The organism is Pseudoalteromonas rubra (genome assembly GCF_001482385.1).
Taxonomy (GTDB): Bacteria; Pseudomonadota; Gammaproteobacteria; order Enterobacterales; family Alteromonadaceae; genus Pseudoalteromonas; species Pseudoalteromonas ardens.
On record NZ_CP013611.1, the window covers coordinates 2789782 to 2810467 of the forward strand.

The 20686-nt window shown below is 48.5% G+C and carries 17 protein-coding genes; 8 read left to right on the forward strand and 9 right to left on the reverse strand.

The features are described 5' to 3' along the window. Positions 1 to 232 precede the first annotated feature (232 nt). On the forward strand, positions 233 to 1795 hold the full coding sequence (locus tag AT705_RS12120; protein WP_058796787.1) for a serine hydrolase domain-containing protein: 1563 nt from the start codon (positions 233 to 235) through the stop codon (positions 1793 to 1795). Between the two features lie 43 nt (positions 1796 to 1838). Here AT705_RS12120 and mnmE read toward each other — a convergent pair whose 3' ends face one another. Beyond that, positions 1839 to 3203 carry a tRNA uridine-5-carboxymethylaminomethyl(34) synthesis GTPase MnmE gene (gene mnmE, locus AT705_RS12125; protein ID WP_058796788.1) on the reverse strand — a complete coding sequence of 455 codons (1365 nt, stop codon included), beginning with the start codon at positions 3201 to 3203 and terminating at the stop codon, positions 1839 to 1841. Positions 3204 to 3300: 97 nt separating this feature from the next. Between mnmE and AT705_RS12130 the strand changes: the two genes are divergently transcribed. Further along, a complete protein-coding gene (locus AT705_RS12130) occupies positions 3301 to 5451 on the forward strand; it encodes a winged helix-turn-helix domain-containing protein (RefSeq protein ID WP_058796789.1) in 2151 nt (716 codons plus the stop codon). Here AT705_RS12130 and AT705_RS12135 read toward each other — a convergent pair. From AT705_RS12135 to rpmH, 8 genes are all read right to left on the reverse strand, one after another. Next, positions 5446 to 6207, reverse strand: a complete 762-nt coding sequence (locus tag AT705_RS12135; protein WP_058796790.1) for a TlpA family protein disulfide reductase — start codon at positions 6205 to 6207, stop codon at positions 5446 to 5448. The two genes, AT705_RS12130 and AT705_RS12135, sit on opposite strands and share 6 nt — an antisense overlap. Further along, positions 6204 to 6665: a TlpA family protein disulfide reductase gene (locus AT705_RS12140; RefSeq protein ID WP_058796791.1), complete on the reverse strand. Its 462-nt coding sequence runs from the start codon at positions 6663 to 6665 to the stop codon at positions 6204 to 6206. Before AT705_RS12140 ends, AT705_RS12135 begins: the two co-directional genes overlap by 4 nt. 15 nt (positions 6666 to 6680) lie before the next feature. Further along, on the reverse strand, positions 6681 to 7352 hold the full coding sequence (locus AT705_RS12145; RefSeq protein WP_058796792.1) for a cytochrome c biogenesis protein CcdA: 672 nt from the start codon (positions 7350 to 7352) through the stop codon (positions 6681 to 6683). A gap of 61 nt (positions 7353 to 7413) precedes the next feature. Further along, positions 7414 to 7758: a bacteriophage T4 gp5 trimerisation domain-containing protein gene (locus AT705_RS26075; RefSeq protein WP_442960132.1), complete on the reverse strand. Its 345-nt coding sequence runs from the start codon at positions 7756 to 7758 to the stop codon at positions 7414 to 7416. 34 nt (positions 7759 to 7792) lie between these two features. Next, complete coding sequence (yidC, locus tag AT705_RS12150) at positions 7793 to 9466, reverse strand: membrane protein insertase YidC (protein ID WP_058796793.1); 1674 nt, start codon at positions 9464 to 9466, stop codon at positions 7793 to 7795. Between the two features lie 8 nt (positions 9467 to 9474). Further along, positions 9475 to 9807, reverse strand: coding sequence for a membrane protein insertion efficiency factor YidD (gene yidD / locus AT705_RS12155; RefSeq protein WP_237113724.1), 333 nt, complete (start codon positions 9805 to 9807; stop codon positions 9475 to 9477). A 270-nt stretch (positions 9808 to 10077) separates the two neighbouring features. Continuing rightward, positions 10078 to 10527: a ribonuclease P protein component gene (rnpA, locus tag AT705_RS12160; RefSeq protein ID WP_058796794.1), complete on the reverse strand. Its 450-nt coding sequence runs from the start codon at positions 10525 to 10527 to the stop codon at positions 10078 to 10080. Between the two features lie 7 nt (positions 10528 to 10534). After that, positions 10535 to 10669: a 50S ribosomal protein L34 gene (rpmH, locus tag AT705_RS24915; protein WP_010384852.1), complete on the reverse strand. Its 135-nt coding sequence runs from the start codon at positions 10667 to 10669 to the stop codon at positions 10535 to 10537. A gap of 680 nt (positions 10670 to 11349) precedes the next feature. Between rpmH and dnaA the strand changes: the two genes are divergently transcribed. The 6 genes from dnaA (at position 11350) to glyS (ending at position 20669) form a co-directional block, all read left to right on the forward strand. Then, the gene (dnaA, locus tag AT705_RS12165; RefSeq protein WP_058796795.1) at positions 11350 to 12753 is read left to right on the forward strand and encodes a chromosomal replication initiator protein DnaA; all 1404 of its coding nucleotides are present in this window, start codon (positions 11350 to 11352) and stop codon (positions 12751 to 12753) included. A 9-nt stretch (positions 12754 to 12762) separates the two neighbouring features. After that, positions 12763 to 13866 carry a DNA polymerase III subunit beta gene (dnaN, locus tag AT705_RS12170; RefSeq protein ID WP_058796796.1) on the forward strand — a complete coding sequence of 368 codons (1104 nt, stop codon included), beginning with the start codon at positions 12763 to 12765 and terminating at the stop codon, positions 13864 to 13866. A 19-nt stretch (positions 13867 to 13885) separates the two neighbouring features. After that, positions 13886 to 14974: a DNA replication/repair protein RecF gene (gene recF / locus AT705_RS12175; RefSeq protein ID WP_058796797.1), complete on the forward strand. Its 1089-nt coding sequence runs from the start codon at positions 13886 to 13888 to the stop codon at positions 14972 to 14974. Between the two features lie 12 nt (positions 14975 to 14986). Further along, entirely contained in the window at positions 14987 to 17410 is a 2424-nt protein-coding gene (gene gyrB / locus AT705_RS12180) for a DNA topoisomerase (ATP-hydrolyzing) subunit B (RefSeq protein WP_058796798.1), read from the forward strand. A 287-nt stretch (positions 17411 to 17697) separates the two neighbouring features. After that, on the forward strand, positions 17698 to 18597 hold the full coding sequence (gene glyQ, locus AT705_RS12185; RefSeq protein WP_010384845.1) for a glycine--tRNA ligase subunit alpha: 900 nt from the start codon (positions 17698 to 17700) through the stop codon (positions 18595 to 18597). 2 nt (positions 18598 to 18599) lie between these two features. After that, complete coding sequence (gene glyS / locus AT705_RS12190) at positions 18600 to 20669, forward strand: glycine--tRNA ligase subunit beta (RefSeq protein WP_058796799.1); 2070 nt, start codon at positions 18600 to 18602, stop codon at positions 20667 to 20669. Positions 20670 to 20686 lie beyond the last annotated feature (17 nt).

Genomic DNA, 20686 nt, shown 5'->3' on the forward strand with positions numbered 1-20686 from the left:
TTTTCACCTAGCTGACAGGATTGGGTGTTTGGCATAGCTGTTTATGTTGTATAGCCACCTTCAGATGATGGTGTGATGTGAGTAATTTTGCTCGCCAGAGCACGGATTGCCACACCAATGTTCCTTTATGAAATACATATGTTGACAGAAATGCGCGGTTTTTCATCAATTTCTCACAGTTTGTATTGTGATCTGAGCCTAACCTAGGCGCAGTTTTCAAAGGAGCAAACGGATGAAATCACTCAACTTGGGCGCTGCGCTGATCTGTATTGGTGTGCTGAGCGCATGTGTTAGCCGCAATGAACGACCGACTATTACCATTGAGCAACCTGAATTGACGGCCATTGCGATGACTCAGGTGACGCTGGCTGCCAGGGTCAAAGATAAGGACGATAACCTGAAATCAATCGCCTGGCGTCAGATCTCTGGGCCGGATGATGCCGTGCTGTATGTTTCAGGCACTCAGGCTCAAAGTATCGATGTCTATCTTCCCACAGCCGCTGGCGACTATACTTTTGAGATCACTGCCACGGATGATTTTGATGTCTCGCAGAGTAAACGTTTCACTGTGGTCGCAAAGTCGCTGCAAGAAACCGTCTTTGTGCAACTTGATGATTTGTTATTGCAGATTTACGAAGTGGATAAAGCCTTGATCCCAGGCATCCAGGCCCTGATAGATTTTAATCAGGATGGAGTAGTCTGGCGAGGCGCTGCTGGCTATCGGGATGCACAGCAGACTCAGGTATTAGAGACGGATACGCCGTTTCGCATTGCCAGTATTTCTAAGTTATTAAGCGCGGCAGTGACCTTTTCCATGATTGACGAAGGGCAATTTACGCTGGATACGCCGATCACAGCGTTGATCTCGCCAGAGGATATGCCACCCGGTTATAGCATAGCGGATTTGCATGTTGCTGAGGGCGTTAAACGCGGGGGATCACTTACGATCCGGCAACTATTAGATCAAAGTACTGGGATCCGTGATTTTATTTCCTATTTGCATGACCCGTTAGCGCCTGACACGCGCTCATTTATTGCGGCACTGCAAGGCGGTGAAGACGATATTCCGGCGCTTTGGCACTCAGATCTGCTCATTGCCGATCTGCTTGGTCGTGGATTAACACAAAACCTGGAGACTATGCCGGGAGAAAAGCACCTATATGGCAACAGTAATACCGATTTACTCGCTTGGGCACTGGAAAAACACACCAAAAAGCGCTTTGAGCAGTTGTTATATGAGCGTGTGTTGCAACCGCTTGGTATGGACAACACTTATATGGACAGGCATGAACCGATGCGTGGATCTGAGCAGATAGCGCATCACTACTTTTATATTCCAGAGCATGAGGAGATCCCCCCTGAATTGAGCGGCAATCACAATGTGGTTGCACGGCAGGTGAATACCTCTTTTGCCTGGGCTGGCGGCGGGATGGTCTCCACACTGGATGATCTTAATGTGTTCATGAGGGCTCTTCATCAGGGGCATTTGGTTGAGGATCCTCAGTTACAAATGGAAATTGCCGAGCACTGGCTGAGCGAAGTGCCTGAAGAGGGGGTTCAGGAGCATTATGGCCTGGCGCAGGAGCGGCTTGATTTTGAGGGCTATTCTACAACCGGACATTCCGGGTTCTGGGGCACTAATGCAACATTTGTTGAGCCTCTGTCGATCCGCATGGTTACAGCCAGTCATCAGGTGTCTGCGGATAGTTTTTATGAATTCGAGCAAGCTGCCATTGCGTTATTTCACGAACTGGGCTTAAAAGGGGTGGCGCCGCTCACTAAAGAGACTCAGTGACGGAAGAGTGAGACGCACCTGAGCGGTGCGTCTTAGTATTGTATTACTTGCCGATACAGAAAGAGCTGAAGATCTTACCCAGCAGGTCATCGGAGGTAAATTCACCCGTGATTTCATTCAGGTATTGTTGCGTGAGTCGCAGTTCTTCAGCTAGGATCTCGCCGGCAATGTGCATTTCCAGCTGAGTCTGGCCAATCTCAAGGTGCTCTGCGGCACGCTCCAGCGCGTCGAGGTGACGACGGCGCGCCATAAAGCCACCTTCTGTTGCGCCGGTAAAGCCGATACAGGCTTTGAGGTGTTCACGCAACAGGTCGATCCCTGTGCTGTCTTTGGCACTGAGGCGGATCAGGGCATGACCATGATCGTGACTGGTACCGGTCTGTTCACCACTGAGGTCAACTTTATTGCGGATCACTGTGATGTCCATGCCCACAGGCAGTTGCTCAATGAACTCCGGCCAGATCCGGGCTGGATCGGTTTCATTGGTTTCGGTGCCGTCAACCATAAATAGCACGTGATCGGCGGCGCGGATCTCATCCCAGGCACGCTCAATACCGATTTGTTCCACTTTATCCGGACTGTCGCGCAGTCCCGCGGTGTCAATGATGTGCAGTGGCATGCCATCAATATGGATATGTTCTCTCAGTACATCCCGTGTGGTGCCGGCGATATCGGTGACAATAGCAGCTTCACGGCCTGCCAGCGCATTGAGCAATGAGGATTTTCCTGCATTCGGGCGACCCGCGATCACCACTTTCATGCCTTCACGCATGATGCTGCCTTGTTTGGCTTGCTGACGTACCACGCCCAGCTGCTCTATGATGGCGCTCAAGTCGCCGGCCACTTTACCATCGGAAAGAAAGTCGATTTCTTCATCTGGAAAGTCGATTGCCGCCTCAACGTACATGCGCAGATGGATCACTTGTTCCACCAGCGCATTGATGTGTTTTGAAAAATCTCCTTGCAGTGAGTGCAGGGCACTTTTCGCCGCCTGTTCACTGGTTGCATTGATCAGATCGGCAATGGCTTCGGCCTGAGTCAGATCCAGCTTATCATTCATAAACGCGCGTTCAGAGAATTCACCGGGTTTGGCGAGTCGCACGCCTTCCACCTGGCTGATCTCTTTAAGCAGCATATCCAGCACCACCGGACCACCATGGCCCTGAAGCTCAAGCACATCTTCGCCGGTAAAGGAGTTCGGGCCTTTAAAGAACAGCGCAATGCCCTGATCCAGCTGCTCTCCCTGAAGCGTCTGGAATGGCAAGTATTCCGCATAGCGGGTTTTTGGGCATTTTCCGAGTATTTTGTGTGCGACCTGCTCAGCCAGAGTACCTGAAATTCGAATTATGCCGACGCCGCCCCGACCCGGTGCGGTTGCCTGTGCGGCGATGGTGTCTTGTGCGATCATTATGACCCTTGAAAGCAAACTCTAATTATCGCTAAGTGTACAGCAAACGCGCGCTGTGAGGTATAGTAGAGGTGGTTCAGATATAAGGATATCCACTGTGATTGCTTTCGCTCAGTTTCACTTTGATGCAGATAAACAGATATTAAGTCACGCGCAACAAGTTGTGCCATTACGGCCTAAAGTTGCTCAATTACTGCAGTTTCTATTGGCCCGGCCGCAACAAGTGATCGCGCGTGAAACGTTACTGGATGCTTTGTGGCAACATGGTGAGTATCGTGATGCAGCATTGACGCAAAGTATGGCTGAGCTGCGCCAGGCACTGGGCGATGACGCACAACAGCCGAGGTTTATCCGTACCGTACCGCAGCGAGGCTATCAGTGGATCTGCCCACTTACTCAAGTGAACCGTAACAAGCGCTGCATGATATGGGCGACTTTTTTGAGTATCGTGCTGTTGATTACCGGGGGGACCATTGGATATGTCAGTCAGTCAGCGCCCAAGCCTGTTGTGGTGCAGGAGGTGCGACCTGCTTTGACCATTTTGCCGCTGAACAATGATACCGAGGTGGCCGCCAATGCCTGGTGGGGGTATGCATTGCATGCAGCACTGACGGCACGTTTACAATCAGACTATCAGCTTGTCCCGCCGGCTCAGCAGACAGAGGCGAATAACAACGGACAGATAGCGCTCACCTTGTCCCGTCAGCAACAGCGCTATGTACTGACCATCCGTACCGCACGGCAACAGCATAAGATAGTGGTTGAGCAGCTGGATATGGCGTTTGACAGCGTGGCGGATCAGGTTATTGCTGCACTGAACTTATTACCTGATGGGCACACCAGCCAGACCCGTCGGAGTGAGACTGCATCTCAAGACTATTACCGTGGCTTGCAGGCCCTGGACGAGCAAGGCAGCAGACTGGCAAAGTCTTATTTTGAGGCAGCCCTGACTCAGTATCCGCAGCACCTGGCGGCGCAGCTTGAATTGGCTCGCATCACCTGGCAACAGGGAGAGCTGGCACAGGCCAGGGCAGCGTTTACCGGCATGGAGCTGAGTAAAGCGGAGCCTGCAATCAAGGTACGTTATTATCTGTATCAGGCAGAATTCAGCAAGGCACAGGGTCATTATGCTCAGGCACTGGCAGATGTGCAGCTGGGGCTGGACCTTGCACAGCGTCATCAACTGTTGGAGCAGCTGGCCATGGCGTATCAGTTACAGGCCGATCTGCTGTGGTTAGATCAACAGTGGGATGCACACAGTAAGGCGCTGAACTCGGCATATGCCCTGATTGGCAGCCGCGCACTGGCTTATCAGGATGCGCAGCGCGCATTTTACCTGGCTAACCCGCCTGTTGCCGGGCCTGAAGAAAAGCGCTTATTGGATCTTCAAAGCAGCCGACAGGTGTTACACAATACAATTACCTACTATCGCCAGTCGCCACAACGTGTGCTGCTGGCACGCGCTTTGTTTGCTTATGGCCAGAACTATTTGGTGCCAGTCGCTGAAAGTGAGCCCAGCTTATTGGAGGCGCTGGAGATTGCATCCAGCCTGGGTGAAGACTATCTAAAAAAGCAAATACTTACTTACCTTGGATTCTACTATATTCAGCTTCACCGAGGAGAAGAGGCCCTTACATATCTGGCGCAGGTTGAGTCTGAACCACAGTGGCTTCCTCAGTATGAATCACACTGGTTACTGCGTGGCATGGCCATCATGGATAGTGCGCTCACTCACAGTGACGCGCCGGGGCTGGCTAGTGCCATTGAGACATTTGAGCAACTACTGGCCTGGGATAAAGTCTCTACACTGACCGCTGCACATGCTCAGTTGATGCTGGGCTGGAGTTTGATAAGGCAAGGTGATCTGGTACAGGCTGAAGCACATGTCATGCAGGCACAGGCAGTGTATCAACGGCTGAATCTGGCAGATACGCTGAGTTATACCCGTTATACCCAGATGTATATCCGTTTATTGCGCGGTGATGCTGAGGCCGCACTGGCCGTGATAGCCGATCCGCAGAATGCCAGTCACCTGGAGCTGTTGTATGGCGCGGCGGCGGCCTGGTTCGCTCAGGACAACACCTTGTCATATCAGTTGAGCGAGTTACTTGCTGCACGTGAGCACAGCGATGCCCTGCTCGATCAACTGAGTCAGATCAGGGCTGGATCAGAGCATACTTTCCAGTTAGTCAGTACAATCCTGGATAAGCCCTATAGCGTTTATTGTCAGAGCCGTTGGGCACTATAAGGGAAAAGACGGTACCCGGTTAGCCCGGTAAATCACTTTACCTTGTTTGTTTTGCACCACCCAGTAGGGCAACTCGGTCACCGCAAAGTAGCGAAACAGCTGATTATGACTGTCGAAGAGTATTTCATGATTCACTTTGAAGCGCTGTTGGTAGGCGCTGACCTGAGCTTGATCGACATAAAATGGCTTGATCACGCTCACTACCGGGTAGTTAATCTGCTCTGACAGGTGGTTATTTTGTGCGATCCTGCGCTCACAATCCGGTATATGCTGAAATGGACACAGGCTGTCACTGAAGAATAATACCCGAAAACCAGCACCGGGCTTGGTGGGATCAAAGTGTTGACCGGATAAGGTATGGAGTGGTCCTTGCTGCGGGGATGTGTCAATGAGGGCCGTTGCTGGCAGTGTACCCAGTGCTTCCCGTTGTTGCACTTGATCCTGTTCAACCACTAGCCGATAAGGGGTCTGCCTGACGCCATAGCGGATCGCCAGTTGATTGTGGGTGTCGATTTGAAGCTTGGCATAGGTCGGAAACTGGGTGGTAAACTGCTCCACACTGGCTTGATCTATGTTGATGTCCGGGTGAATAAAGCGGCGCTCGATATCGGGCTGTTGAGGAGGTAAGGCGGTTTGCTGCACGTACTCATCCCAGATGGTAATAAAAATATATTCAATGGGTGAAGCGACTGTCCGCTGGCTGAGTATGAGCATGGCCAGGCCCAGCAATAGGGTGATCGGGTTTAGCAATTTCATGGCTGTACTCCAGAGTGTGTTGCCAGATGTTGTTTAAGTTCATCGGTCAGCAGGGCGCTGCGATAAATCACTGTGCCATTGGCATCGAGTAAAATGTGCTGAGGTGTACCTGTGACCTGATACTGACGTGTCATATCGCCAGTGGTATCAAACACCACAGGAAACGAGTAGTCATAGCGATTTATATAGGTATTGATACCCTGAATGCTCTGGTTAAAGCCCACATTCACGGCAATGACCTGATAGCGGCCCTGACTTTGTTCATAGGTTTGTTGAAGATGGGGCATTTCTTCAACGCAGTAAGCGCACCAGGTAGCCCAGAATTTCAGATAAGTCATCTTCCCTTTACTTGATATCGCCTGGCCCTGCAATGTCTCAGCCTGTAAAGGGGGATAGGATTTGGCGGTGGCCATGGTTGAGAGTGTCAGTAGCAAGATGCCTGTGAGGGTTGTCGTCATGATGGTCTCCTTGCGTTATAGCCAGCTTTTGCCAGCCTGAATAAGAAAATATTGCGCCATGAGCAATAGAAGCAGTGCGCTGGCAGTGGGGACATGCGTGAGCCAGGTACCCGCGCCGGGCAAACGAGCCAGAAACTGACTGCTCAAGCCGGCCAGCAGCAACAGGCTGCTCATGCCAAGGGCGAAACTAAATAGCAGCAGTGCGCCAAAAAACAGATGCCCGCTGGTAGCGACAAACAGCAATAAGCCCCCGAGTACCGGAGAGGTGCACGGTGCTGCGACCAGCGCACTGGTCATGCCCATCAGTAATGGGCCCTGCGTGCCTTGAAACCTTAGGCCAGGTATGTGCGGTAGAGTCAGCCACCCTTTATTCACCAGTGCCAGATAAATGAGTACATTGGCAAAGCCAACCTGTATCCAGGGGTTGGATGCAACCACACCAAACAAGCTGCCACTCCAGGCTGCGATGCCACCCAGTAGTGCATAGATTGCTGCAAAGCCGAGGCAATATTGGAGCGGTGCCAGTGTTTGGGTGCGATATCGGGTGAGGGTGGCCAGCGTAATCGGCAATAGAGGATAGACGCAGGGTGTAAAGCTGGTCAGTACGCCACTGAACAAAGCCAGAGGCAGCAGCCACCAGCTGAGGTATGCGGTGGTGAGTGCGTCTAACAGGGGGAGATCAAACATAGTGTGCTCGTTAAGTCGTAAAGTGTGCGCACAGCATGCAATGCAAGCGTCGAACTCCCTATCAAAGTGACCTAAAATCATCCTCAAATTTTATCAACTTCTTGATTCTAATGATTAAGCTGATAGCACTTGAGACTGTGAGACTGTGAGACTGTGAGACTGTGAGACTGTGAGACTGTGAGACTGTGAGACTGTGAGACTGTGAGACTGTGAGACTGTGAGACTGTGAGACTGTGAGACTGTGAGACTGTGAGACTGTGAGACTGTGAGACTGTGAGACTGTGAGACTGTGAGACTGTGAGACTGTGAGACTGTGAGACTGTGAGACTGTGAGACTGTGAGACTGTGAGACTGTGAGACTGTGAGACTGTGCACGAATTATTACAGGCATAAAAAAACGGCCCATGGTGGACCGTTTTTATCGTATGTGTATTTGGTAATTAACCGCGGACCTTCATGCCCTTTTTCTCCATGCCACGATAGATATACAGCATCTGGGCAATTGAGATCAGGTTAGAGACCAGCCAGTACAGTACCAGACCAGACGGGAACCAGATAAAGAACACTGAGAAGATAACCGGCATCCAGGTCATCATCTTCTGTTGCATCGGGTCCGTGACCGTCATAGGTTGCAGCTTCTGAGTGAGGAACATACTGGCACCAAACAGGATAGGCAGCACATAGTATGGGTCTTTTGAAGACAGGTCAGTCAGCCACAGCATAAATTCTGCATGACGCAGCTCTGTTGACTCTAGGAATACATAAAACAGCGCCAGGAAGATAGGCATTTGCAGCAACAGCGGGAAACAGCCACCCATAGGGTTTACTTTTTCCTTGCGGTACATCTCCATCATTGCCTGACCAAATTTCTGACGGTCATCGCCATAACGCTCTTTCAGTGCCTGCATTTTTGGCTGCAGCATACGCATTTTAGCCATTGAGGTATATTGCGCTTTAGTGAGCGGGTAAAGGAATGACTTAACAATAATGGTGATAGCAATGATGGCCAAACCCCAGTTACCTAATCCACCGATGTTAATATCAAACAGACCAAAGAATGACCCTTCGCCAGAATATAAGAACTTCAGTAGTTCAAGCAGAGGCTGAGAAATAAACCATAACCAACCATAGTCGACCGTCAGATCCAGATCTTTTTGTAAAGCTTCCAGCGCATCCATGTCTTTTGGACCCATGTAATAAGTCGCGGTGAGCTGCGCGGTACCATTGCCCTGAATGTTTGTCGCTTCGCCTTTCACACCTATGATGCTGTTGTTATTGCGCAACGAACTGTAAATGGTGTTATTTGTCGTCTGACCTGGTACCCAGGCACTGACAAAGTAGTGCTGGATAAAGGCGATGTAACCACCCTGGGTGTTTTTGTTCAGGTTCGCTTCGGCCATATCAGAGAACGAGTATTTCTCATAAGGCTCATCACTGGTGCCATAAGCTGCGCCTAGGTAAGTCTGGTCAACCATGCTGCCTTTTTCCTGCACTGTGCGCTTGATTTGCGTATACAGTTGCACTTGAACCGGGTCGGCAGTTGAGTTGGTCACATTGTATTCCAATGCCACATCATACTGACCTGGTTTGAAAACATAGGTCTTGTTGAACTGAACGCCTTTGCTGTCGACAAAGGTCAACGGCACACGCAGTTCATCACCGTTCAGTGTGTAGCTGGTTTGTTCACTTTGGTAGACAGGGCGACCCTGGCTTGATGCATCCGGACCATTTAGGCCGATCAAGCCGCTTTGTGCGAAGTATTCTTTACCTTCGAACTCACCTAATAGCAGGTAAGGTTGATCGCTGCCATGGGTTTCGGCGTGCTGCAGTAATTTCGCCTCGACGATGTCACCACCACGGGTGTCAATTTTTACTGCCAGTACATCGGTGGTTACCGAAATGACTGAGCGAGTAGCCACAGTGGCCTGCATTGGCACATCAGCCTGACTGGAAGCCGGTACGTCGGCCTGGTCATTGTTTGCGGGGCCGGCCACTTGTTGTGTGACGGCACTGGTATCAGCATTGGCTGCGGTTTGTTCCTTTGACCACTCAGTAAAGAGTAAAAAGGAAACCAGCAGCAAGCCGATAAATAAAAACGTGCGTTGCGATTCCATAACAGCTCTTATTTCTCGTGTTGTTTATCTTGCGTTGATTTAGCAGGCACGGGATCAGCCCCACCTGCACTTAAAGGGTGACATTTTAATATGCGTTTAAGCGCTAACCAACTCCCTTTTGCAATTCCATGTAAATTAATTGCCTGGATTGCATAATGAGAGCAGGTAGGAGTATAACGACAGTGTGGTCCCAATAGCGGACTGATAAAGCGCTGATAAAAAAGGATCACACCTAATAGCAGTGTTTTGATCAGCGTCTGGCATACTCTGAATGGCCACCGGATCCACGCTTTACATTGCTGCACGATGCGCGATGAGGCTGTGGGGGAGGTGTGATTCATGTTGATGCCGTTAGACTGATAACCAATCCCGAAAAAGCAGCAGGAAATTGGCGATTAAAAGGTGAGCTAACTTTACCTTATCAGGGTCAAAATAGCCATTGAGCCCAATGCGATTTTAGCGAATTCACAGTAAGTTGAACTCGATTAATGGTTGGTTACATTGGCTAATAATGAAAACGAATCGCTGTTATTGTGCAAATTGCGCGAACAGAGCAATCGAGTAAAAACGCAATAGACAGGTATGTGAAGACAGAATAATCCAGTCGGTGTCTATTTATCGTTCTGTTTAGAGTGTTTAGGATTGTGCTGCTTAGATGCTGGGCGCTTTTTACCTGGATGTTTACGAGGTGGCGGCTTAGGCGCACCTGGTTTACAGCGCTCATTTACTTTACGCCATAATTTTTCCAGCTGTTTGCTGAGCTCTTCATTTGACTGTTCGTCGACGCCAGTTTTTACCATCAGAACAATATCAATATTGTCCAGCTTATGGCGGTTTAAGCGAAAGCTTTCACGGGCAAGACGTTTAATACGATTGCGTTGGCAAGCTTTTTTACAGCGCTTTTTAGCCACAGTGAGTCCCAAACGTGGGTGTCCGGCATCATTGGGTTTTGCTAAGAGAGTAAAATAAGGGGTTGCTGCGCGAGCGGGGTCGTTAAATACTCGGGAGTAATGCGAGGGAGTTAACAGACGTAACTCCCTGCTGAAGCTAAAGTCTTCCACTTATATATTAAGCAGAAAGTACTTTACGGCCTCTAGCACGACGACGCGCTAGTACTTTACGGCCATTCTTCGTTGCCATACGTGCACGGAAACCGTGAGTACGCTTGCGTTTTAGAACGCTAGGTTGAAAAGTTCTTTTCATAACTAATCCATCCGATCGGTTAAAGTTTAAAACATCCTATGCAGGTCGCGATCCTGGCACAGGTGCCATTGCGAGCGCGAGATATTAATGCCGCGGCGTAGGAAAGTCAATCATAATCGCGCCATCAAGCATAGATTTTAGCCATAAATAACAAAAAACGGTCATTCTGGCGGTTATCCCCTGAGGTAAACGCAGCGTATTATACCTTTATACTATATAGAGTGGGATCAAAATCCGCAGATTTAACGATCCATTTGGTTCGTTCAGATCGGATCCGATCTGTGCATGTAGGTGTGATCAACTTAGATCGGATCAAATTGAGGTTTTCCACACAGCCTGGGTGAAAAGTGGCAACATCCTCTGGAAAACTTAAAATGATCGTGTTTTTTAGATGAGATCTTGGCGTATTTTTGCTAAGATCAGTAAACAGGGTGAAAAATAAAATACCAACAAAAACAAGTGGATGCATTTGTTTCTAGGAAAGATCCTGATTTTTAAAAAAGTCAATATTGATGTTGTGGATAAGATCCCCTCATAATACCCGGCTTCCACCTATGTATTTATGATAATAAACAAGCATTTCCGTCGATCCTTTGGATTAGCTGTGTATAACCTTGTTGGTAAATCTGGCAACATCCTTGGTTTTTATGTACGGGAATATTAACTATTCGGAGTGCGACGTGTATCTGTCGGTTTGGCAAAGTTGTTTATATGTTTTGCAGGATGAGCTGCCTTCTCAACAGTTCAATATGTGGGTGCGACCACTACAAGCAGAAAGTACCGAAGATACCTTGACCATCTATGCGCCAAATCGATTTGTTTTGGACTGGGTGAGAGAAAAGTATTTAAATCGCATCAGTGAGTTACTGACTGAGATCTGTGGCGATGAAGCGCCAGAATTGCGATTTGATGTAGGTAGTAAGCCGATTGGCGCAGTTAACAGTACACCTGCCTCTAGCGAGAGTAGCCAAAGCACGCAAACTGGCGCTGTGGCTAAACCGGCTGCCTCATCGGCGGGCACGCCCAGTTCGGCAAAAGTAGAACCGGCCCCCAAATCTGGGGTGAAGTCCAATATTAAAGAAAACTATACCTTTGATAACTTTGTTGAAGGTAAGTCAAATCAGCTCGCGAAGGCTGCTGCAACTCAGGTTGCCGATAATCCAGGTTCTGCGTTTAACCCTGTGTTTATTTATGGTGGAACAGGTTTAGGTAAAACTCACCTGTTGCATGCAGTGGGCAATGGCATTATTGATAAAAAACCAGATGCCAAGATTGTCTACATGCATTCTGAACGTTTCGTTCAGGACATGGTTAAGGCATTGCAGAACAATGCGATTGAAGAGTTTAAGCGTTATTACCGCAGTGTTGATGCGCTGATGATCGATGATATCCAGTTTTTTGCTAATAAAGAACGCTCACAGGAAGAGTTCTTTCATACCTTCAATGCATTACTGGAAGGCAATCAGCAGATTATTTTGACGTCGGACAGATACCCAAAAGAAATCGAGGGTGTTGAAGATCGTCTTAAGTCTCGATTTGGCTGGGGCCTGACGATTGCGATCGAGCCACCTGAACTGGAAACGCGGGTTGCGATCCTGATGAAGAAAGCGCAGCAGAGTAATATCAATTTGCCTCACGAAGTGGCGTTTTTTATTGCTAAGAAATTGCGTTCTAACGTCCGTGAGTTGGAAGGGGCTTTGAACCGGGTGATTGCCAATGCCAATTTCACTGGCCGGCCGATTTCCATCGAGTTTGTAAAAGAGGCACTCCGTGACCTGCTGGCATTACAAGATAAGCTGGTGACCATCGACAATATTCAGCGTACCGTTGCCGAGTATTATCGTATTCGTGTTTCAGATTTACTATCAAAACGCCGTAGCCGTTCGGTTGCTCGACCTAGACAAGTCGCTATGGCGTTGTCTAAAGAACTGACTAACCACAGTTTACCGGAGATTGGTGATGCTTTTGGCGGGCGTGATCACACCACTGTGTTGCATGCGTGTCGTAAAGTAAAAGCACTGCGTGACGAGAGTCACGAAGTAAAAGAAGATTATCAAAACCTGATCCGAACATTGTCGTCTTAAGGGCCTAGTATGCAAATTACGATTTCAAGAGAACAGTTTTTAAAACCCTTGATGCAGGTCTCGGGTGCCATTGAGCGAAAACACACACTGCCGATTTTGTCCAATGTTCTGGTCGAAGTTAAAAACGGTGTGTTATCGATGACGGGCACTGACTTAGAGATTGAGCTGGTTGCGAATGTGACACTGGAAGAGCAAGTTTCAGATGCCAGTATCACGTTGCCAGCAAAAAAGTTACTCGATATATGTAAGAGTCTCCCGGATGGATCTTTGTTGCAACTGAGTAGTCAGGAGCATCAGTTATTGTTGACCAGTGGCCAAAGTCGCTTTTCTTTGACGACCCTAGCAGCCGAAGACTTTCCAAACCTTGAACAGTGGGATGGCGAAGTTGAGTTTAAAATTACCCGTCAGGAATTGCGCCAGTTATTAGAAGCGACTCACTTTTCGATGGCCAATCAGGACGTGCGTTATTATCTCAATGGGATGTCCTTTGAGGTGGATAATAGTGAGATTAAAACGGTTGCAACCGATGGGCACAGACTTGCGATTGCTCAGCATCAGCTTGGTGCGTCATTGAATACACAACGTCAGTTGATCATTCCGCGTAAAGGTGTGCAGGAGATCATGCGTTTGTTGCCAGCAGACGATGAGCCACTAACTATTCAGTTTGGTAGTAACCATATTCGTATTTTGGATCCTGAGTTTACTTTGACGAGTAAGCTGGTGGATGGGCGCTTCCCGGATTATCGCCGAGTGTTACCACGTGGTGGTGATAAGTTGGTGAATGCTAACCGAGAGTGGTTGCGCAGTGCATTCCAGCGCGTCTCTATTCTGTCGAACGAAAAGTTCCGTGGAGTCCGTCTTAATCTGTCGAATGGCATGTTAAAGATCAGTGCGAATAACCCCGAACAGGAGCAGGCTGAGGAAACCGTTGAGGTTGAATATCAGGGCGATGACCTGGAAATTGGCTTTAACGTCTCCTACTTGTTGGATGTACTCAACACACTAAAAACAGAAGATGTGCAGTTTACATTAGCAGATACCAATAGCAGTGCCCTGATCGAAGGGGCGAGCGACGACACTGCAATGTATGTCGTTATGCCTATGCGCCTGTAGAATTGGTGTGTACTCTTAAATGAGTTTAAATCAAATTAGCCTTAATAATTTTCGCAATATTGAGGCCCTTTCTTTTTCACCAAGCGAACAAATCAATATCATTTTAGGCGAGAACGGCAGTGGAAAAACCAGTCTGCTAGAAGCCATTTACTTCCTTTCCAATGGGCGTTCATTTAGAACGAACAAGCATAAATTGATGATCCGTCATGAGCAGGATAAGTGTATTGTTCATGGTAAAAAGCAACTGCATAGTTTGTCTATCCCCATAGGTATAAGCAAAAATTTGCAGGGCGAAACACAGCTCAGGATCCAGGGGCAAGCGAGTCGGAAAATCGCTGAATTGGCGCAGATCCTGCCAACTCAGGTGATCACACCAGAGAGCTACGAGCTGTTTTTTGGGGGACCAAAAGAGCGTCGAAAATTTCTCGACTTAGGCGTGTTCCACGTGGAACATCAGTTTTATAGCGTCTGGAAAGACTTCAACAAAGTGCTTAAACAACGAAATGCTTTGCTGAAAACTAAGCCTGCTCAGTACCAGCTTCAGATACGTACTTGGGACCGAGAATTTGTTCGTTTGGCTGAGCAAATAAATATGTTCAGAAAGGCGTATATAAGTAGGTTTGAGCGCCATTTTTTTGATAAGATAGGGGTGATAAGCCCCATCTTTAAAGGCCTTGAAATGCGCTATGACGCAGGCTGGAAAGGGGAACTGGCTGAGGTGCTAAACGCCCAACTGGAGCGGGATAGCAAGCTTGGCTATACAACTAAAGGGCCACATAAAGCCGATTTTAACTTTTATGCTAATGGTCACGGCGTTGAAAATATACTGTCTCGGGGTCAGTTAAAGTTAACCCTCTATGCGCTAAAAATCGCACAGAATAACTTAATTGAGGCCGAGACCGAGAAGCAATCCATATTGCTGATCGACGATTTACCTTCGGAGTTAAGCCAGGAGACGATGCTGAGCATCGCGCATTTACTTGCAGAATGTCAGTCGCAGCTATTTATCACTGCGATAGACTCCGAAAGTATCCAGGCCATTGTGGAACCCATGAAACGAAATGTTGAGATGTTCCACGTGGAACATGGCCGCTTAATAACAAAATAATTGGAATACACCATGTCTGATAATTACGATTCATCGAGTATTAAAGTACTGAAGGGATTGGATGCAGTAAGGAAGCGTCCGGGAATGTATATCGGGGACACTGATGATGGTACTGGACTACATCACATGGTCTTCGAAGTCGTCGACAACTCTATTGATGAGGCGTTGGCGGGACACTGTGACGATATCTTCGTTACTATCCATACTGATGGCTCTGTGTCAGTTCGAGACAATGGCCGTGGTATCCCAACGGAACTGCACCCTGAAGAAGGGGTGTCAGCTGCAGAAGTCATCATGACCGTGCTACATGCTGGTGGTAAATTTGATGACAACTCTTATAAAGTATCAGGTGGCCTACACGGCGTAGGTGTTTCTGTTGTAAATGCACTTTCAGAAAAACTACAACTAACAATTCGCCGTGATGGCAAAGTGCATCAGCAGAAATACACTATGGGTGTGCCAGATGCGCCACTGGGTGTGATTGGCGAAGCTGAGAGCACAGGAACTGAGCTGAGATTTTGGCCAAGTGCGGAGACTTTCTCTGATACCAACTTCCATTATGATATTTTGGCAAAACGACTGCGCGAACTATCTTTCCTGAACTCAGGGGTCAGTATCATCCTGAGTGATGAGCGTGAAGAGAACAAGCAAGACCACTTTAAGTACGAAGGTGGTATTCAGGCATTCGTTGAATACCTGAACCGTAAAAAAACGCCTGTTCATCAAAATGTATTCAACTTCACTTCAGAACGTGAAGACGGCATTAGTGTTGAAGTATCCATGCAGTGGAATGATGGATTCCAGGAAAATATTTACTGTTTCACTAACAACATTCCTCAGCGTGATGGCGGTACACACTTAGCGGGTTTCCGTAGTGCCCTGACTCGTACGCTAAATAACTACATGGAAAAAGAAGGCTTTAACAAGAAAGCTAAAACAGCAAGCAACGCAACAGGTGATGACGCGCGTGAAGGCTTAACGGCTGTCGTGAGTGTTAAAGTACCTGATCCAAAATTTTCGTCTCAGACTAAAGACAAGCTTGTTTCAAGTGAGGTGAAGGGTGCGGTTGAACAAGCTATGGCTGAGAAGCTAACAGAGTATCTACTGGAAAACCCGGGTGATGCGAAAACGGTTGTAAGTAAAATCATTGATGCAGCACGTGCCCGTGAAGCCGCACGTAAAGCACGTGAAATGACCCGTCGTAAAGGCGCTATGGATTTAGCAGGCCTACCTGGTAAGCTTGCTGACTGTCAGGAACGTGATCCGGCAGAATCTGAACTCTACATCGTGGAGGGTGATTCAGCAGGTGGCTCGGCCAAGCAGGGCCGTAACCGTAAGAACCAGGCTATTTTGCCACTGAAAGGTAAAATCCTGAATGTTGAGAAGGCGCGTTTCGATAAGATGCTGTCTTCGCAGGAAGTTGCCACACTGATCACTGCATTGGGTTGTGGTATTGGCCGTGACGAATACGACCCGGAAAAATTGCGTTATCACCGTATTATCATCATGACCGATGCGGACGTCGACGGCTCACACATTCGTACACTGCTGTTGACCTTCTTCTATCGTCAAATGCCAGAGATCATCGAGCGTGGTTACGTTTATATTGCTCAGCCACCACTGTATAAAGTGAAAAAAGGCAAACAAGAGCGCTATATTAAAGACGACCACGGTCTGACAGATTACCTGACAACGTTAGCGTTGGATGGTGCCAGTATTTATTCAAGCGAGGGCGCAGAGGCCATTTCCGGTAATCGTCTTGAAAATATGGTTCATGATTATCAGAAAACCATTGATGTGATTGAACGTCTGACACGTAAGTACCCGCGTGCCATGATGTCTCGTTTGCTATATCAGAATGAGCTTAGTGAAGCAGACCTGAGTGATGAAGCGAAAGTTACCAGCTGGGTTCAAGCATTCGTTGCTGACCTGGACAAACATGATGAAGATGCCACTATCTACAATGCGGAAGTAAGCTATGATGACGAACGTCACATGTACTACCCGGTTGTTAATATTCGCCAGCACGGTGTTGATAAAGCTTATACGCTGAATTACGACTTCATTACCTCGAAAGACTACGTTCGCATTGTGAATACAGGTAAGTCGGTTGCACACTTGATCAGTGAAACGGGTTATGTACAGCGCGGTGAAAAAACACAGCCGGTTGATACATTTGCTGAATCACTGGATTGGCTGATCTCAGAGTCCAAGCGTGGCTTGTATACACAACGTTATAAAGGGCTGGGTGAGATGAACCCTGATCAGCTTTGGGAAACTACAATGGATCCAACAGCACGTCGCATGTTACGTGTGACTATTGAAGACGCCATTGCAGCTGACCAGTTGTTTGCAACCCTGATGGGTGATCAGGTGGAACCGCGCCGCGATTTCATCGAACAAAACGCATTACGCGTTGTGAACCTGGATGTATAAACAAGTTATTGCTTGTTGATAATCTTCCAAAAAGCCACTCCTAGCGAGTGGCTTTTTCTGTTTCATGCGCTCACTTTGACTCTTTGTTTGAAATTTAAAGCTCAAAATGCGCTGACAAACAGAGGGGGAGAAGCGCGTTTTTTACGTGCTTTTTTAGTGATAACGCTTAAAACGGCGCGACGCTCGCGGTATACTGAGCATAATTTTCAGACATTATTAGCCCAGACTGGCCACTGTTTTGACACGCCACACATGGGTTCCATGTACCATACAAAAATAAGCCAACTATGCAAAAATACGATATCAAAACCTTCCAAGGGTTGATCCTGGCTTTACAGGACTATTGGGCACAGCAAGGCTGTGTTATTGCGCAACCACTGGATATGGAAGTGGGCGCGGGCACGTTTCATCCGCTGACCTTCCTTAAGTCGATTGGCCCGGAGCCAATGTCGAGCGCGTATGTACAACCTTGTCGTCGCCCGACTGATGGTCGTTACGGTGAAAACCCAAACCGCCTGCAGCACTACTATCAATTTCAGGTGGTATTGAAGCCATCCCCTGAAAACATTCAGGAGCTATATCTGGGTTCGCTGGAAGCACTTGGTATCGATACCCTGACCCATGAAGTGCGTTTTGTAGAAGATAACTGGGAATCACCGACCCTGGGTGCCTGGGGTCTGGGTTGGGAAGTCTGGCTCAATGGTATGGAAGTGACTCAGTTCACGTACTTCCAACAGGTGGGTGGCCTTGAATGTGCGCCGGTTACTGGTGAAATCACCTACGGTTTGGAACGTCTGGCAATGTATATACAAGGTGTGGACAGCATTTATGATCTGGTCTGGACCGATGGTCCTATGGGCCGTGTGACTTATGGCGATGTGTTCCATCAGAACGAAGTTGAACAGTCGACTTACAACTTTGAGCATGCGGATGTTGACGCCTTGTTCAAGCAGTTCGATCAGTGTGAACTGGAAAGCCAGAAGCTGATCGAAGCGGGATTGCCTTTACCAGCCTATGAGCAGGTAATGAAGGCATCGCATGCATTCAACCTGTTGGATGCCCGTCATGCGATTTCTGTGACAGAGCGTCAGCGTTATATTTTACGTGTGCGTGCGCTGTCTAAGGCCTGTGCTCAGGCTTATTATGAGGCCCGTGAGGCACTCGGATTCCCGCTTTGTAAGGATTAATCATGACCACAGAAAATCTACTTGTTGAAATTGGTACTGAAGAGTTACCACCAAAAGCCTTACGCAAGCTGGCAGAATCCTTTGCTGACAATATGCAGGCTGAACTGACCGGCCTTGAGCTGGCATTTGAAGATATTAGCTGGTACGCGTCACCGCGTCGCCTGGGTTTAAAAGTAGCCAGCTTGCAAACCCAGCAACAGGACAAAGTGGTTGAGAAGCGCGGCCCGGCAACCAAAGCAGCCTTCGATGCAGACGGCAATCCGACTAAAGCAGCTATGGGTTGGGCACGTGGCTGTGGTATTGAAGTATCGGAAGCTGAAACATTGGAAACCGACAAAGGTGCTTGGTTGTTGCACCGCGCCACCGTCGCAGGCCAGCAGGCCAGTGCATTGTTATCGGATGCCATTGCCAAGTCATTGGCCAAATTGCCGATCCCAAAACCAATGCGTTGGGGTGCCAATAAGACACAGTTTATCCGTCCGGTTCATACTGTCGCAGCCTTACTGGGCGGTGAAATTGTACAGGGTGAAGTCCTGGGTAAAGCCATTTCAAATCAGCTACAGGGCCATCGTTTTCACCACCCTGAACGTGTGAGCATCAATCATGCCGATGATGCATTTGATACGCTGAAAGGGGCCTATGTCATCGCTGACTATGAAGCACGTAAAACGCTTATCCGTGAACAGATCAATGCTGAAGCGGACAAGCTGGGTGCGGTTGTTGCGATGGATGAAGCTCTGCTGGAAGAAGTGACTGCCCTGGTAGAGTGGCCGGTTACTTTGGTGGCCTCATTTGAGGAAGAGTTCCTGTCAGTCCCTGCTGAAGCGTTGATATACACCATGAAAGACGACCAGAAATACTTTCCGCTACTGGATAAGTCAGGTCAGCTTATCAACAAGTTCCTGTTTGTATCAAACATTGAAAGTAAAGATCCAAGTGTGGTCATCTCAGGTAATGAGAAAGTGGTTCGTCCTCGTCTGGCGGATGCACAGTTCTTCTTTGAAACGGATAAGAAGAAAACACTGGAAAGCCGTCTGGAATCATTAGGCACTGTGTTGTTCCAGAAACAGCTGGGCACATTGAAAGACAAGTCAGAGCGCATTGCCGCGTTGGCTGGTTTTATTGCCGAGCAATTGGGCTCAGATAAAGCGTTAGCAGAACGCGCTGGCCTGTTGAGTAAAACAGATCTGATGACTGAAATGGTCATGGAGTTCACCGATGTGCAGGGTGTAATGGGTATGCATTACGCACGTATTGACGGTGAAGCCGAAGAGGTGGCGGTGGCGCAGAATGAGCAGTATATGCCGCGCTTTGCTGGCGATGCTTTGCCTTCAAACCCGATCAGCTGCGCAGTCGCACTGGCTGATAAGTTTGATACCCTGGTGGGGATCTTTGGTATTGGTCAGACGCCAAAAGGTGACAAAGACCCGTTTGCCCTGCGTCGTGCTGCCATTGGTGCATTACGCATCATGGTTGAGAAAGAGCTGGAGCTGGACATTCATGCGCTGGTTGAAAAGTCTCGTGCTTTGTTCGGCGACAAGCTGACCAACGACAATGTTGGCGAAGAAGTCTTTGAGTTCATGCTGGGCCGCTTCCGTGCCTGGTATCAGGATGAAGGCATTGCGGTCGATGCGATCCAGGCGGTATTGGCACGTCGTCCTTCTCAGCCGGTTGACTTTGACCGTCGCGTTAAAGCAGTGAGCCACTTCAGAACACTGGAGCAGGCAGAAGCACTGGCCGCAGCCAACAAACGCGTTAACAATATTTTGGCGAAGAATAATGTCACCAGCGACGCTGAGGTGAATACTGCGTTGTTGTCTGAAGCGGCAGAGCAGCAGCTGGCCCAGGAAGTCGCTGCACTGACTGCCGAACTGGCACCGGTTTATGCGCAAGGGGATTATCAGCAAGCACTGACCCGACTGGCAAGCCTGCGCGAAGCGGTCGATAACTTCTTTGATAATGTCATGGTCATGGCTGACGACGAAGCGGTTAAGCAAAACCGTCTGGCGTTACTCAGCCAGCTTAGCCGTTTGTTCCTTAATACGGCGGACATCTCTGTCTTGCAGAACTAAGACAGACACGCTTAAAA